The organism is Mesorhizobium sp. M0808, from assembly GCF_040320025.1.
Classification (GTDB): domain Bacteria; phylum Pseudomonadota; class Alphaproteobacteria; order Rhizobiales; family Rhizobiaceae; genus Mesorhizobium.
The window spans coordinates 1-15,816 of sequence record NZ_JAMYOX010000047.1 but is presented as its reverse complement, the minus strand read 5'-3'; the positions used below and the strand labels follow the sequence as shown (position 1 = coordinate 15,816).

The 15,816-nt window shown below is 60.7% G+C and carries 13 protein-coding genes and 1 pseudogene; 4 read left to right on the top strand and 10 right to left on the bottom strand.

The window, feature by feature from the left end; genetic code table 11:
• Positions 1-14: 14 nt before the first annotated feature.
• The 5 genes from gmd to NKI25_RS31395 form a co-directional block, all read right to left on the bottom strand.
• On the bottom strand, positions 15-1,109 hold the full coding sequence (gmd, locus tag NKI25_RS31415; RefSeq protein ID WP_353000345.1) for a GDP-mannose 4,6-dehydratase: 1,095 nt from the start codon (positions 1,107-1,109) through the stop codon (positions 15-17).
• A 100-nt stretch (positions 1,110-1,209) separates the two neighbouring features.
• Positions 1,210-2,478 (bottom strand): sugar transferase, encoded by a 1,269-nt coding sequence (locus tag NKI25_RS31410; RefSeq protein WP_353000343.1) that lies wholly within the window; start codon positions 2,476-2,478, stop codon positions 1,210-1,212.
• Between the two features lie 125 nt (positions 2,479-2,603).
• Positions 2,604-3,923, bottom strand: coding sequence for a UDP-glucose dehydrogenase family protein (locus NKI25_RS31405; RefSeq protein ID WP_353000341.1), 1,320 nt, complete (start codon positions 3,921-3,923; stop codon positions 2,604-2,606).
• 152 nt (positions 3,924-4,075) lie between these two features.
• The gene (gene nusG / locus NKI25_RS31400) at positions 4,076-4,639 is read right to left on the bottom strand and encodes a transcription termination/antitermination protein NusG (protein WP_352843258.1); all 564 of its coding nucleotides are present in this window, start codon (positions 4,637-4,639) and stop codon (positions 4,076-4,078) included.
• A gap of 486 nt (positions 4,640-5,125) precedes the next feature.
• On the bottom strand, positions 5,126-5,716 hold the full coding sequence (locus NKI25_RS31395) for a biotin transporter BioY (protein ID WP_352745408.1): 591 nt from the start codon (positions 5,714-5,716) through the stop codon (positions 5,126-5,128).
• Positions 5,717-5,830: 114 nt separating this feature from the next.
• Between NKI25_RS31395 and NKI25_RS31390 the strand changes: the two genes are divergently transcribed.
• Positions 5,831-6,739 carry an MBL fold metallo-hydrolase gene (locus NKI25_RS31390; RefSeq protein WP_352846388.1) on the top strand — a complete coding sequence of 303 codons (909 nt, stop codon included), beginning with the start codon at positions 5,831-5,833 and terminating at the stop codon, positions 6,737-6,739.
• A 13-nt stretch (positions 6,740-6,752) separates the two neighbouring features.
• Here the strand turns inward: NKI25_RS31390 and NKI25_RS31385 are convergent, their stop codons facing one another.
• Both NKI25_RS31385 and NKI25_RS31380 read right to left on the bottom strand, forming a co-directional pair.
• A complete protein-coding gene (locus NKI25_RS31385) occupies positions 6,753-7,538 on the bottom strand; it encodes a DUF1499 domain-containing protein (protein ID WP_353000339.1) in 786 nt (261 codons plus the stop codon).
• An 83-nt stretch (positions 7,539-7,621) separates the two neighbouring features.
• Positions 7,622-9,250, bottom strand: coding sequence for a fatty-acid--CoA ligase (locus tag NKI25_RS31380; protein ID WP_352843255.1), 1,629 nt, complete (start codon positions 9,248-9,250; stop codon positions 7,622-7,624).
• A 176-nt stretch (positions 9,251-9,426) separates the two neighbouring features.
• On the opposite strand from NKI25_RS31380, the gene NKI25_RS31375 reads away from it, so the two are divergent.
• Positions 9,427-9,813, top strand: coding sequence for a hypothetical protein (locus tag NKI25_RS31375; RefSeq protein WP_352641994.1), 387 nt, complete (start codon positions 9,427-9,429; stop codon positions 9,811-9,813).
• A gap of 125 nt (positions 9,814-9,938) precedes the next feature.
• Complete coding sequence (locus NKI25_RS31370) at positions 9,939-10,328, top strand: DUF427 domain-containing protein (protein WP_352843253.1); 390 nt, start codon at positions 9,939-9,941, stop codon at positions 10,326-10,328.
• On the opposite strand, the gene NKI25_RS31365 is transcribed toward NKI25_RS31370, so the two are convergent.
• From NKI25_RS31365 to ppdK, 3 genes are all read right to left on the bottom strand, one after another.
• Positions 10,329-11,066, bottom strand: a complete 738-nt coding sequence (locus NKI25_RS31365) for a polysaccharide deacetylase family protein (RefSeq protein WP_352843252.1) — start codon at positions 11,064-11,066, stop codon at positions 10,329-10,331.
• A 140-nt stretch (positions 11,067-11,206) separates the two neighbouring features.
• Positions 11,207-12,310, bottom strand: coding sequence for a glycosyltransferase family 9 protein (locus NKI25_RS31360; RefSeq protein ID WP_352624470.1), 1,104 nt, complete (start codon positions 12,308-12,310; stop codon positions 11,207-11,209).
• A 111-nt stretch (positions 12,311-12,421) separates the two neighbouring features.
• Entirely contained in the window at positions 12,422-15,124 is a 2,703-nt protein-coding gene (gene ppdK, locus NKI25_RS31355; RefSeq protein ID WP_353000336.1) for a pyruvate, phosphate dikinase, read from the bottom strand.
• A 184-nt stretch (positions 15,125-15,308) separates the two neighbouring features.
• Here ppdK and NKI25_RS31350 point away from each other — a divergent pair.
• Positions 15,309-15,651, top strand: a pseudogene (locus NKI25_RS31350) (VOC family protein).
• Positions 15,652-15,816 lie beyond the last annotated feature (165 nt).

Genomic DNA, 15,816 nt, shown 5'->3' with positions numbered 1-15,816 from the left:
GGGACTCGTCGCGGCTACCGAGCCGCCTTGCGGTTGTGCTCTTCGTCAAGCCGGCGATGCTCGAATTCGCGCGCCACCACCTTGAGGTCGGATTGAACCATTTCGCGCACCATCTCATCTAGCGACGTCGTCGCCTTCCAGCCAAGGATCCGTTCGGCCTTCGAAGGGTCACCGAGCAGCAGGTCGACCTCGGTCGGCCGGAAATAGCGCGGATCGACCTCGACCAATATCCTGCCGGTTTTCGTGTCGACACCCTTTTCGTCAACCCCGGAACCGTTCCACTGAATGCGGACCCCAACTTCGGCGAAGGCGAGTTCGACAAATTTCCGAACGGAGCTCTTGATCCCTGTGGCCAGCACATAGTCGTCCGGGGTGTCCTGCTGAAGGATCCTCCACATGCCTTCGACATAGTCGCGCGCATGTCCCCAATCGCGCTCGGCAGACAGATTGCCGAGATAAAGCTTGTCCTGAAGGCCGAGGCTGATGGCCGCGGCGGCTCGGGTGATCTTGCGGGTCACGAACGTCTCGCCCCGCATCGGGCTTTCGTGGTTGAACAGAATTCCGTTGGAAGCGTGAATGCCATAGGCTTCGCGATAGTTCACCGTGATCCAGTAGCCATAGATCTTGGCGGCCGCATAGGGGGAGCGAGGGTAAAAAGGCGTCGTTTCCTTCTGCGGAACTTCCTGCACCTTGCCATAGAGCTCGGAGGTCGATGCCTGATAGAAACGCGTCTTCTTTGTCAGCCCAAGCAGCCGGATGGCTTCCAGAAGGCGCAATGTGCCGATCGCGTCGGCATTCGCCGTATATTCCGCGGTCTCGAAGCTCACCTGGACATGCGATTGCGCCGCGAGATTGTAGATCTCGTCCGGCTGCACTTCCTGGATTATGCGGATCAGGTTCGTCGCATCGGTCATGTCGCCATAGTGCAACGAAAAATTGATGCCGGTTTCATGCGGGTCTTGATAGAGATGATCGATACGGCCCGTATTGAAAGACGACGAACGCCGCTTGATGCCGTGGACTGCATATCCCTTGGCGAGCAGGAGGTCGGCGAGATAGGCACCATCCTGGCCGGTGATGCCCGTAATTAGCGCGGTTTTTCGGCTCATTTCATACCCTTCGGCAGCTTTAAACACATGATGGCCAAGCATTGTCCTGGCGCTTTGTTCGACAGATAAATTTTGATGGAGGCAAAATTCAGCACGGTCTCTATCGAGATCCGAACCCACTTAGCAGAGTTTTCAACGTTCTCAACACGATGACGAAATCAAGCCACGGCGAGAAATTCTTGATATAATAGAAATCATAGTGCAGCTTCTCGGTCTCGTCGTCGTCTTCCGAGACGTATCCTTGATTCACCTGAGCCCACCCGGAAATTCCGGGACGGACGATATTTCGGTAGCGGTAGAATGGCAACGCCACCGAATAGTGGGATGACAAAACTGTCGCCTCGGGGCGAGGCCCGATCCAGCTCATTTCCGAACGAACGATATTTATCAGCTGCGGCAGTTCGTCAATTCTGCTTCTGCGAAGGAAGCGGCCGAGCCGGGTAACCCTGCTGTCACCCGGCTTGGTGACCGCGAGACTGCGAACGTTTGCCGCCTCAGGTTCACTGACGGTCATCGTCCGGAACTTGTAGACCGTAAATGACTTTCCGCCGAAGCCCAGGCGCTCCTGACGAAATATGGCGGGTCCGGGAGATTCCAGCCTGATTAACAGCGCGATCAACAAGAGGAAAGGCGTCAGCACGATCAGCGCCAACAGCGCACAGACCCAGTCGATCGCCTGTTTGATCTTGATATAGGCCTGGTTGGGATTAATTGAGCCCAGCGTGTTTTCGGACAAATGCTCGATTTCGACGCGGCCAGTCAGCGATTCGGTGATTTGCTTGACATGGTAGACCGGAACTCCCGCAAGTGCCCGGTCGGCTATGTAGCGCTCCCAATCGTCGGACAGATCGGCGCGCAGATCGGCAACGACGCCGTTGACGCGTTCAATGATCATGTCAGGGGAGAGAAGCCAATGCCAGTTCACCCCGCCTATCTCCTCTAGGCGACCAACGGCACCGCCTGGAACCACAGCAAGACTGTAAGGGTCAAGGCGCCGGCTTATAATGGTCAAGACAAAGTACCAGAGAATTGACAACGTCAAGCTGCTGGCCGCCTGGAAGCCGCTATATTCAATTCTGGCTAAGAAAATGACTAAATAAACAAACCCATACGACAATGCAAATGTCGGAAATATGTAACCAGAAGCTGCAATGCCTGGGAAATTACCTATGCGACGAAAGGAGAAGTAACCTATTGTATGAGCAACGATGCCTGCAAAGATCGTAATCTGCAGGTTTGTATAATACGCAAGGGATGGGTCAACCAGAATCCGGATCAGCGCGGGAAGCAGGATTGCGAACGCCAAACCGCCCAGGAGTTGAAACCTGACCCTGTGCACAAGGTGCCGCTGTCTCGGCCGATTCATCATGACTATGTTCAAGTTAAAACGCTCTCTTGCGGACTGTCTGGCCTAAGTTTCTTCCAAATGCGCTCTGGCTGCTTCCATTGTTCTCTGCAGAACCCTGGCTATTCAAGCTCCAGGTTGCCGGACGTTCACCTGACAAGATGCCGCTCTCGGCCAACGCTCGAATAGGTTATCCCTTCCCTCTCGACGTCCTCGCCGCGATAGACGTTTCGCAGGTCGACCATCACCGGCGTCGCCATGACTGCACGGAGCCGCTTCAGATCCAGCGACCGAAAGGCGTTCCACTCGGTGACGATGACGATCGCATGCGCGCCGTCGGCCACCGCGTAGGCGCTTTCCCCGAATTCAATGCCCTCTATCATCTTGCGCGCCTGCTCCATGCCGACCGGATCATAGGCCTTGATCGAAGCGCCTGCATCCTGGAGTGCCTGAATGATGGCCAATGAGGGGGCGTCGCGCATATCGTCGGTGTTCGGCTTGAACGTAAGGCCAAGGATACCGACAGTCTTGCCGCGCACAGAGCCGCCGCAGGCCTCGACCACCTTGCGCGCCATCGCCCGTTTGCGCTGGTCGTTTATCGAGACCGTCGTTTCAATAAGCCGCACTGGGCTTGCCGCGTCCTGCGCGGTCTTGACCAGCGCCAGCGTATCTTTCGGGAAACAGGAGCCGCCATAGCCCGGCCCCGCGTGAAGAAACTTTGCGCCGATGCGATTGTCCATGCCAATGCCGCGCGCGACGTCCTGGACATCGGCTCCCAACCGCTCGCAAAGATCGGCAATCTCGTTGATGAAGGTGATCTTCATGGCAAGAAACGCGTTGCCGGCATATTTGGTGAGTTCCGCCGTACGCCGGCTCGTATAGAAAATCGGAGCGACGTTCAGCGAGAGCGGGCGGTAGATCTCGCCCATCACCGCTTTGGCCCTTTCGGCATCGGTCCCTACAATAATGCGGTCGGGCCGCTTGAAGTCCTCGATCGCCGATCCTTCGCGAAGAAATTCCGGATTGGAGACCACCGCAAAATCGGCGGCCGGATTCTGCTCGCGGATTATTCGCTCGACCTCATCGCCAGTACCGACGGGGACAGTCGATTTCGTCACCACGACGGTAAATCCCTTGATCGCGCGGCCCACTTCGGCCGCCGCGTCATATACGAACGAGAGATCGGCAAAACCGTCTCCACGCCGTGACGGCGTGCCGACTGCTATGAAGACGACATCCGATTGAGAAACGGCATCGGCCAGATTGTCGTCGAAACGCAAGCGACCTTGCGCGGTATTCGTGGTGACGAGGTCGTCGAGCCCTGGCTCATAGATCGGTATCTTGCCAAGTTTGAGCATGGCAAGCTTTTCCGCATCCCGGTCGACGCAGCAGACCTGATGGCCAAAATCGGCGAAACAGGCGCCCGAGACGAGCCCTACATAGCCGGCACCAATCATTGTTATTCGCATATTGCGTACTCTCAATCAGCGCCGATGAGGTAACTTCGCCACACAGCGTGTATCCCCACTAACGACGGCTACCGCACTCCCGGGTGAAAACCCGAGAGCCGATCCTACAACAATTTACATCGCATCGCCGCGCCGCACCTCGATGCTTACGACTATGCGATTGCTACGAGATCCCTGGCATCCAAGTCGACAGGGATTTCACCATTCATGATGGCCACCAGAACCCGGGCTCGTCCAGCTGGATCGAGCCGGTCAAGGCGACCGATCGTTTCCGCGAGAGGGCCCGAAAGGATTCGGACCGAGGCACCGGCTGCGAGGCCTCCACTGAAATCAAGCAGCCCGTCCTTACCGGTCAATGCAATGAAACGCTCTACCAGACCCGAGGGGACCGGCAAAGGCCGGTCGCCTTGCGTGACGAGGGAGCGCACACCGAATGTTCCATTGACCGAGCGCCAACGTTGCAGTCCGAGGTCAAGGGCGATGAACATGTAACCCGGGAAATAAGCTGCGGACCGTGTTTCGAGCCGCCGGGCATGACGCACGGTTTTCTCGCAGCGAGGCACAAAGGGCTGAAATCCCTGGATCCGGAGATGCCGCTCGGCGACGTGCTCCTTTCCGGGAAAGACGCTGGCCGCATACCAGCGCGTTGCCGGCGCGGCGGTCGGCTCGGGCGACAGGGCTGTTGCCTTGCTCGTTGTTTTTTCCGCGCTACTCACGTGTCTTCCTTCGGCGGTGGGTGGCATGATCTCAGGTCAACGGTTACGACAGTGTGTGGATACCAGCAAGCAACCAAGCCACTAGAGTCAAGGCGGTTGGGTTAAGAATTTCCTACACATTGTCCAGAAATTTAGCTGTGCCTAAATAATCATCGAGCCGCTTTCTTTTTCAGCTGGCTCAGATGCTATGTCGAGCAATTTATTTCCATACGTAGGTGCTTGGTTACGCTGGTCGTGACGAATCGCCCGTTGGTTCTGGTACTTAGTCCGTCGACTTGAAGCTAATGTGACGGGCTCCGCTGCATGGCGTCGCGCTACAAGCCTGCCGCCAGCGAGAAGATCCTGGACGGCCATACCAACTGCGACGAAAAAGCCATTTCGATGGGTCGTCGTGGAGACCAGGTTACGATCAAGGCATGACCATAACCTGGTGACAGCGATGCGATGTGCAGTCCGCTTTTTTACCTCAAGCCGCTTGACCCGCGTTCACGAACGCTTCAACAGCGACCAGACAGCCGGCACCAGGCTCGCGGCCAGCGCAACCTTGATCAGATCGCCGACGATGAAGGGCACCACCCCGAACTGCCAGGATTTTTCCGGGCCGATCAACAGCGCCAGCCAGGCAAAGCCCATTGCCATCATGACGATCTCGGCCACCAGCATGGCATTGAAGAGCTTGATAGGATGGCGATCCCAGCCACGGTCGGCAGCCCAGCCGACGATCGCCGCCATGACGACGAAGCCGGCTAGATAACCGCCGGTCGAACCGAGCATGTAGGCGATACCGATGCCCTTTTCGGGCGTGCTCTGGAAGACCGGAAGGCCCAACGCGCCCTCAGCCATGTAGAGAAGCAGCGTTGCCACGCCAAGGCGCATGCCGAAGGAGGCAGCGATCAGGAAGACGGCCAGCGTCTGCATCGAGATGTCTACCGGTCCGAGCATGACCTTGGTCTTGGCAGACAAGATCAGCAGCAACGTTCCGGCGATCGCCAGCAAAAGCTGTCCTGCCAGCCGGGCCGCGCCCTTTTCAGGCAAAGCGAGAGAAATGAGCGGACGCATCGTCGTTGCAATTGCCATAGTCTTCCCCGTTCCGGATTGCCGCCGAACGCGGCCTTGCGTTTTCCTATATTGGCTTCCGTGCTATGCGGCAATCGGTTTTGCCCTCGCCCCAAAAAAGGTCGCGACGTTCGCATGGCGCTGAAATTCGATACACGCTTCGATCCGGCCTATGGCCAGGGCGTAGCCGTTGCGCCTGGTATTCAACGCGTCACCGCCAGGAACTCCAGCCCGTTCACCTTTCACGGAACCAACAGCTATATCGTCGGGCGCGAGACCCTGGCGGTGGTCGATCCCGGACCGGATGACGAGGCACATCTTCGAACACTGCTCAAAGCGATCGGGACCAGGCCGGTCAGCCATATCTTCATCAGCCACACGCATCGCGACCATTCGCCGCTGGCGGCTCGGCTAAAGCAGCATACGGGTGCGGTGGTTCTGGCGGAAGGCCGCCATCGCCCGGCGCGGCCGTTGCGCACCGGCGAGGTCAATCCACTCGATGCCAGCGCCGACGCCGACTTTGTTCCTGATATCGCGCTGCCGGACGATATGGTGATCGACGGCGACGGCTGGGCGATCCGGACGGTGCTGACGCCCGGCCATACCGCCAATCACGCGGCCTTCGCGCTGGAGGGAACCGGCATCCTTTTCTCGGCCGATCACGTCATGGCGTGGTCTACTTCCATCGTCGCGCCGCCGGACGGCGCCATGGCCGACTACATGACATCGCTCGATCGGCTGATCGAACGCGACGACCGGCTGCTGTTGCCCGGTCACGGCGGGTCGGTGACCGAGCCGCGCAACTTCGTGCGCGAGTTGAAAACACATCGCAAAATGCGTGAACGGGCGATTCTGGAGCGAATCAACAGCGGCGACCGGACGATCAAGGAGATGGTGGAGGCGATCTATCGAGACACCGACCCGCGCCTGCATGGGGCGGCCGGCCTGTCGGTGCTTGCCCATCTTGAAGACCTGGTGGCGCGCGGTCTGGTCCACACCGACGGGGCGCCGGCCATAGACGGCATCTATTCGCCGGCAAAGTAGTACGCTTCGGGTATCATTCCGCCGGCGCCACGCCCGCCTGGCCGGCGACTTCCTGGTCGAGTTCGGCAAGGAAGTCGGTGATGCGCGCTGCATTGTCGGCAAGGTCATGGCGGCTGTAACGCGAGGCCGAGCGCATATCGACGATGACCACATCGCCATCGTCCGTCACGCGGATGGCGACATCGGCGGGAAGGCCAAGCAGGAAGCTCTTGGCCAGCGCATCGACCGTCACGTCGCTTTGCCCTGCCGCGTCTGGAAACGGCGCCGCGAGCTGCCAGTCCCGCCGATCGAGCACGGTTTTGACCGCCTCCAGAACGCGATCGAAAGGCAAGGTGTAGGTACGTCCTGTAACGAGCGGATAAGCTTCGATTTGCAGGCGCTGCTCGCCGGGCGTCGGCGGCAAAAGCTCGTTCATGTCCTTTGTCCGGGTAGAAATATCGAGCACCGGCGGGTCGTCCAGATCCGTCGAGATGTCGCGCAGCGGCGGATAGGTCGCCGCCCAATAGGCCGCGACGCCGTAAGGGATGAGCACCAGAACCGCCAGCAAGGCGCCGATGGTCAAGTCATGGCCGCCCACATCCCCGAAATTCCACAGTCGCGCAAAGGCAAACCCGGCGAACAAAAGCGCAAATGCGGCCAGCAAGGCGACAATGCCAAGCACCCATAGGAAAGCTTGGGTCTCGACGAGGTCATAGCGATGGCCGATGAGAGCGGTCAGCAGCAGGACTGCCGAAAACGCGCCGGCGCGCCGCGACCAACCGGCAGCCCTCGACGTTTGTCGCTCGGGAATTCCCGTCATTGGTTTCCGCGCTGCCCCAACCCGAACACAGGCATAGTGCCTTTCAGCGGCGGCTTGAAGACGCAAAGACGCCGCATCTCCGGTCAATCCGTCGGCAGGTGATAATCCCGGAACTGCTGGCGCAAGGTAATCTTCTGGATCTTGCCGGCAGCGGTGTGTGGGATTTCGCCGACAAAAGCGACGTCGTCCGGCATCCACCACTTCGCCACCTTGCCGTCCATGAAAGCGAGAATATCCGTCTTGGTCGGCTCCCTGCCCGGCTTGCGCACGACCACGAGCAAAGGCCGCTCGCCCCATTTCGAATGCGGAATGCCGATGGCGGCGGCCTCCGCCACATCGGGATGGCCGACCGCGAGGTTCTCGAGCTCGATGGTCGAGATCCATTCGCCGCCCGACTTGATCACGTCCTTGGCGCGGTCGGTGATCTGCATATACCCTCCGGGATCGATATGCGCGACGTCACCGGTATCGAACCAGCCGTCTTGATCGAACTGTTCGGATTCGATGCCGCCATAATAGGCGCGCGCGATGGCCGGCCCGCGGACCTTGAGCCGGCCGAAGGTCTTGCCGTCCCATGGCAGTTCGTTGCCGGCGTCGTCCGTCACCTTCATTTCGATGCCGAACGGTGTAAAGCCTTGTTTCTGCTGGACGCCGAGGCGGGCCTCGCCCTTCAGCCCGGCGTAATCCGGCTTCAGGGTGCACAGCGTGCCGAGCGGCGACATCTCGGTCATGCCCCAGGCGTGGACGACCTGGACATCGTAACTGTCCTGGAACTTCGTCGTGAGCGCGCGTGGACAGGACGAGCCGCCGATGACGACTTTCTGCAGATAGGGCAGTTTCTTGCCGGTCTCTTCCAGATACTGGAGGAGCATCATCCACACCGTCGGCACCGCGGCGCTGAAGGTCACCTGCTCGGTGTCGAGCAGCTCGTAGAGCGAAGCGCCATCCATCTTGCAACCGGGCATGACCAGCTTGGCGCCGACCATCGGCGCGCTCTGGGCAAGGCCCCAGGCATTGGCGTGGAACATCGGCACGACCGGCAATATGGTATCGCGCGACGACAGGCCCATGGCGTCGGGCATGGCGGCGATCATTGCGTGCAGCACGTTCGAACGATGGCTGTAGAGGACGCCTTTCGGGTCGCCCGTGGTGCCCGAGGTGTAGCACATACCGGCGGCGGTGTTTTCGTCGAATGTCTTCCAGGCGAAGTTGCCGTCGGCTTCAGCAAGCCATTCTTCGTACGCAACCACATTGGGCAGCGCAGTCTCCGGCATATGCGCGTTGTCGGTCAGCACGATAACCTGCTTCAGCGACTTGACCGCACCGGCGATCTTTTCGAGCAGCGGCAGGAAGGTCAGGTCGACGAAGATCGCCTTGTCCCCGGCATTGTTCATGATCCAGGTGATCTGCTGGGGAAAGAGCCGCGGGTTGAGCGTGTGATAGATGGCGCCGACACCCATGATGCCGTACCAGGCCTCGATGTGGCGCGCGGTGTTCCAGGCCAGGGTCGCGATGCGGTCGCCAAGCCCGAAACCGTCACGCTCGAGCCGCTCGGCGACCTTCAGGGCACGATTATGGATTTCGGCATATGTGCTGCGTACGATCGGCCCCTCGATCGAGCGCGACACGATCTCGCGTCTGCCGTGCTGCCTCTCGGCGTTGTCGATCAGCTTGTGGCAAAGCAGCGGCCATTCCTGCATCAGCCCGAGCATCTGTTCCTCCCGTTATTTTTTTCGCCATTGTGGGACGAACCGGCGGATTGTCCAGCCAGAACCGGGCTGGAGCGGTGCATGGAGCCGAATGAGGCGGAATTCGCCACAATCCGGCCATGCTCGGCGTTAACGTTGATTAACGGGCGGGGCGCGATTGGCGAATGAAAGAGGTTCGCATGGACCCGCAGTTCGACGAAAAAGCCCTCGAAAATACGCTTGCCGAAGGTCTGGCCGATCTGGTGGCGGCCGATGTCATGCAGGCCGATCCGTTGCCCGACGCCAAAACCGTTTCCGAAGATGAATTCGTTGAAGTCGTCGGTGGCGCCCTCGAAGCGGTCGGCGGCACGCTCTTGTTCAAGATGTGCGTCGAGAACGAGGGCGAAAGCCAGCACGTCGCTGCCGCCTGCGTCGGCGATGGCGGCAATCGCCAGTTCCTGCTGCTCACTTTGCCGACCAGCGGTGGTGCGCTGAAGGTCGAGACCACCTCGAAAAGCACCAATCCGGTGGCAGGCATTGCCGCCGCCTATGCCGGGCTGATGGACGCATTCCAGGCCGCCGCCTAGGTTTAGGCGAGGTATCGGAGGAACGCGCGAGACTTTCCCCGCGGGCGACGCCCGCCTGGCGGCAGGCAGCTCTTGCGCAATGCTCTTGCCAGACACATCTTGGGGTTGAGGCAAGGAGACCCGACATGGACCAGATCGCAAACCCGTCACCCGGCTTTCAGCGCAATCCCGGCAAGACGATCACTGTCGAACCTTACAAGGGTACCGTGACGGTGCGCGCCGGCGATACCGTCATCGCCTCGTCCAGCAAGGTCAAGGTGCTGACCGAATCGCCCTATCCCCCCGTTTTCTACATTCCGTTCGGCGACATCGACTTCGAGCAGCTTGGCAGGACGGAACACTCGACTCATTGCCCCTACAAGGGCGATGCCAGCTATTGGAGCGCGCTGCCCGCCGGCGATGCAGGCAAGGATGCAATGTGGGCCTATGAGCGGCCCTTCGACGAGATGGCGGACATCCGCGACCACGGCGCGTTCTATCCGAACAAGGTGACCATAGAGGCCACGCCCGACTGATCAGTCGGTGGTGCCTTGATTGCCGACGCAGTCGGCATCGTCGAGCCGCACGAAGGTGAGGCCCTTGGCCTTCAGCGCCAGAAGTCCCTGCACCACGCCTTCGCCAGCGGCATGGGTCGGCTGGTTGATGTGAGCAATGATGACGTCGCCGTCTTTTGCTGCCGCAATGCGCCGGGCGGTCTCTTTTGCGCCGAGCAATGACCCGCCGTCGCCGTTGACAGTGAATCCGGCGATCTTGAAGCCAAGCTTGCGTATCATCGCGATTGCTGACGGGCTGTATTCGGCGGTTGCGCCGCGAAACCATTTCGGCGCAGGTTCGCCTGTCACGGCAAGAGCGGCAGCACCCGATTCGACCTCGGCCAGCACGGCCTCCGGGCTGCCGGCACTGCGAATGCCGTAGATCTTTTGCGGCGTGTCGACAGCCGGGACATGGCGGCCGCCATGGTTTTCCAATTCAAACAGTTCGGGATGCGCCCGCATGATCTCGACGGCGGCGGCATTGTGCTTCAGCCAGATGCCGGTGACGAAAATGGTGGCAGAAATCTTGTTTTCCACCAGCGCCGAGAGAATCCGTGTGTCGGTCCTTCCGCCGCACGCATCGAGCGTCAGCGCGACGCGGCCGCCGCCCGCTTCGGCCTTGATGTGCAGCGTCGGTGCGACGAGCAACTGGGCGATGCCAGGAGAAACAGCCCACAGCGATATCGCAACGGCGCAAAAGTACTTTTGGAACGGGCGCATCGATTATTTCCAGGTCGGCCGGATCAAAGTTGAAGCGGCGACCCCAAGACCGCCATCAAGGCGGAAATCGGGACGATGCCCCTGCGAAAGCGTCGGCAGCGGCAATTTGACCGCCGGCCTGACCTTTAGCAAGCGCGAGGTTACAATGCGTGCTCCACGTCCTTAACCTTACGTGAAAGGATCGCGAGCACCGCGTCGACCACCGCTTTGACCTCAAGTCGCCAGACGCAGCAAGCCTTGCTTGGATCGGGTCGGCGGCACAGGTCCCTGGCTATGCACTCGCAAGGCATGGAGGGCCGCGGCGTAACACTAGCCACCCCGACAGGGCCCCAGACGGCCGGGTCGGTCAGGCCGAACAGGCCGACAACCGGCGTTCCGGCGGCGGCCGCCATGTGCATCGGGCCACTCTCGTTTCCCAGAAACAGGCATGCCTGGCCGAGGACCGCCAGCAGCGTTGCCAGCGACAGCGCCCCGACCACGTTGACGACCGGCGAAGCGGCCTTGGCGACGATGCGCTCGGCAGATGCCCGTTCATCGGGGCCGCCGACAAGCAGGAAGTCCAACCCGGTCTGCCGCGAGATCTCGTCGATCGCCAGCGCAAAACGTTCCGGCTGCCATTGCCGCCCCCGGAAGCTCGCTCCTGCATGAACGGCTATGAAGGCGTTACGCCGGAGATGATGCCGGTCGAGAAGCGCCAATGCCCTGGCGGTCTCCAGCGGCAGCGGCTCAATCGTTGGGACCGGCGCACGCAACTCCACGCCAAGCGCCTCAAGCGGCGAAAGATAGCGGTAGAGATAATGCTGGCCACCAAAGCCAAACGGCTTGGCTAGGACGTTGGCGGGCTGGCGTTCCAGCCAGCGCAACGGTTTTTCGGGAGGATCATATCCGACGCGGGTCTTGGCGTTGACCAGCCTGACGATGATGCGTGAGGTTTTGGAATCGGCCAGGTCGATGGTTAGGTCAAACCGGAACCGGCGCAGAGCGCGCACCATCGCGTAAAGCTCGCGGCCACGCTCCAATGGGGTGCCACGCATCCGGGCGCGCCGGAACGCCACCACGTCCGAGGCGATGCCATGAGCCATCAGGAAACTGGCAAAGCTCGCCTCGCAGAGGAACACGATCCTGGCCTTTGGATATTCGAGGCGCAGGTTTCTGGCGAGCGCGGAGGCGAGGACAAGATCGCCGATGAATTTCGTCTGGAGGATGAGAATCGAGCGGACGTGCGTGGGCGGGTTCTGCAACATCTGTTTCTGGCACCGGGGCGGGTTCGGGGGCCGGAAACTGGGCAGAAACGATGTCGGGATTTGGAGCCGACAGACGCACGTTCACGTGAATTCGGTTACAAATCGGTAAGGTCAGATGCCGGTGGACTCCAACTCCTGTCCGCGGCCGTTCTTTGCAGCCTGCACCGCCGCTTGCGCGGCGGCCAGCCTGGCGATCGGCACCCGGTATGGCGAGCACGAGACGTAGTCGAGGCCGACCTTTTCGCAGAAATGGATCGAGGCCGGGTCGCCGCCATGCTCGCCGCAAATACCGAGCTTGATGTCGGGCCGCGTCGCCCTGCCCTTTTCGGCCGCCATCCGCACCAGCTCGCCGACACCCTCTATGTCAAGCGACACGAACGGATCCTGCTCGATGATGCCTTTTTGCCGGTAGGTCTCGAGGAACGAGGCCGCGTCGTCGCGCGAGATACCGAACGTGGTCTGGGTCAGATCGTTGGTGCCGAAGGAGAAGAATTCGGCCGCCTCGGCGATGATTTGGGCGCGGATCGCGGCACGCGGCAGCTCGATCATCGTGCCGGTCAGGTAACCGATCCTGACGCCGGTCTCTTCCATCACGCTTTTGGCGACGGCGTCGATGCGCGCCTTGACGAATTCGAGCTCCTTCGCCAGCCCGACCAGCGGCACCATGATCTCCGGGACCACCAGCGCGCCGGCCTTCCTGCCGGCCTCCACGGCGGCCTCGAAAATGGCACGTGCCTGCATCTCGGCGATCTCGGGATAGGAAACCGCAAGCCGGCAGCCGCGGTGGCCGAGCATCGGATTGAACTCGTGCAGCGCTTCGGTGCGCCGCCTGAGCTTGTCCGGCGATACGTTCATGGCAGCGGCGACCTCGGCCACCTCCTCCTCGGTCTTCGGCAGGAATTCGTGCAGCGGCGGATCGAGCAGGCGGATCGTCACCGGCAGACCGGCCATGATCTCGAACAGCTCGAGGAAATCCGAGCGCTGCATCGGCAACAGCTTGGCCAGCGCCGTTCGCCGATCCTTTTCGGTATCGGCCAGGATCATCTCGCGCATGGCAACGATGCGGTCGCCGTCGAAGAACATGTGTTCAGTGCGGCAAAGACCGATGCCTTCGGCGCCGAAGGACCGCGCCATGCGCGCATCCAGCGGCGTCTCGGCATTGGTGCGCACCTTCATGCGGCGCGCGCCGTCGGCCCATTCCATGATGGCGGCGAAATCGCCCGAGAGTTCCGGCTGCAGCATCGGTACCGCGCCTTTCAGCACCTGGCCGTTGCCGCCATCGATGGTAATGATGTCGCCCTTGCGGAAGGTCGCGCCCATCGCCATCAGCGTGCCGGCCTTGTAGTCGACGCGCAGCGAGCCGGCTCCCGAAACGCAAGGCTTGCCCATGCCGCGCGCAACAACGGCGGCGTGGCTGGTCATGCCGCCGCGCGTCGTCAGGATGCCTTCGGCCGCATGCATGCCATGGATGTCTTCGGGGCTGGTCTCGATGCGCACCAGGATCGCCTTGCGGCCTTGTGTCTTGGCCTCCTCGGCGTCGGTCGAGGAAAAGACGATCTCGCCGGTGGCAGCACCTGGCGATGCCGGCAGGCCGATGCCGATGATATCGCGCGCCGCTTTTGGATCGATCGTGGGATGCAGCAACTGGTCGAGCGAGGCCGGATCAATGCGGGCGACGGCCTCTTCCTTCGAAATCAGCCCGTCCCTGGCCATGTCGACGGCAATCTTCAGCGCTGCCTTGGCGGTGCGCTTGCCTGACCTGGTCTGCAGCATCCACAATTTGCCGCGCTCGATGGTGAATTCGAGATCCTGCATGTCGCGGTAATGCTTTTCCAGGCGGTCTGAGATGCTGACGAAAGCCTGGAAGGCGTCAGGCATCAGCTTCTGCAGCGACGGCTTGTCGGAACCGGCGGCAATGCGCGCCGCCTCGGTGATGTTCTGCGGCGTACGGATGCCGGCAACGACATCCTCGCCCTGGGCGTTGACCAGGAACTCGCCATAAAGCTGCTTTTCGCCGGTCGACGGATTGCGGGTGAAGGCAACGCCGGTGGCCGAGGTGTCGCCCATATTGCCGAAGACCATGGCCTGGACATTGACCGCCGTGCCCCAGCTTTCGGGAATGTCGTGCAGGCGCCGATAGGTGATCGCGCGGTTGTTCATCCAGCTGGAAAACACCGCACCGATGGCGCCCCACAGCTGCTCGTTCGGATCCTGCGGAAACGGCTTGCCGAGCTCCTCCTCGACCTTGGCCTTGTAGAGCGCGATTACGCCTTGCCATTCGATGGCTGTCAGCTCGGTGTCGAGCTCATGGCCGAGCCCACCCTTCTGGTCTTCGAGGATCTCCTCGAAGACCTCATGGTCGAGGCCCATGACGACGTCGGAATACATCTGGATGAAACGGCGATAGCTGTCATAGGCAAAGCGCGCATCGCCTGAATCGGTGGCCAAGGCTTCGACCGTTTCGTCATTCAGGCCGAGATTGAGCACAGTGTCCATCATGCCTGGCATCGAGGCACGGGCACCGGAGCGCACCGACACCAAAAGCAGTTTCGACGGATCGCCGAAACGGCGCCCGGTCAGCCGACCGATGTGATCGAGGGCGACCGCCACATCCGCTTCCAGCGAGGCCGGATAGGCGTGGCCGTTGGCGTAATAAGCGTTGCAGACCTCGGTGGTGATGGTGAAGCCTGGCGGCACCGGCAGGCCCAGGCTGCACATTTCGGCAAGGTTGGCGCCCTTGCCGCCGAGCAGATTGCGGTCGCCGGCACGGCCTTCCGCGGCGCCGTCGCCAAAGGTGTAGACCCATTTGGTCATGCTTGCTCCCCGGTTGCAGGAGATTGGAAATATTGGCAAATCGAGCGATATGATGCTGCAGTGCGAAAGGCAAGGCATCGACCAAGCCGGCCGGCCTCTACAATCGATTAAGGAAAAGCGGCGCCAAAAAGACTGCTTTTTGGAAAGCTTTGTCGCAGAACATAACGAGAACAAAAGTAGGGCGATGAGAATGACCGGAAAGCTAGATTATCTGGAAATGCCGGCGACGGGCGGAACGCTGGACAGCGTGAAGGGTTTCTACACGCGGCCTTCTCATTGTCGTTCACCGATTACGGGCCGACCTATTCAGCTTTTGCCGAAGGGCTGGGCGGCGGTTTTCAGGCGGATGGCCAAGATGCGCCGGCCAAGCCGCTGCCCGTGCTCTATTCCGAAGGCTGGAGGAAACATTAAGCGCCGTCGAAAATGCCGGCGGCACCATCGTCAAGCCGATCTTTTCATTCCCCGGCGGCAGGCGGTTCCATTTCGTCGATTCGGCCGGCAATGAAATGGCGGTGTGGGGTGAATAGGTCCGTTCAAATTGACGATTGCAAAAACCGGTGGGTCGGTCGCGCATAGTCGATATGTCGGCATGTCGGTAGCTTTTCAAGTTGTCCGGTTTTTGTAGCACATCAGATGTCCGCTTCTGTTTGTTGCAGGAGGTGCGTCGAAGCGGTTCACGCCGCACTCCTGAT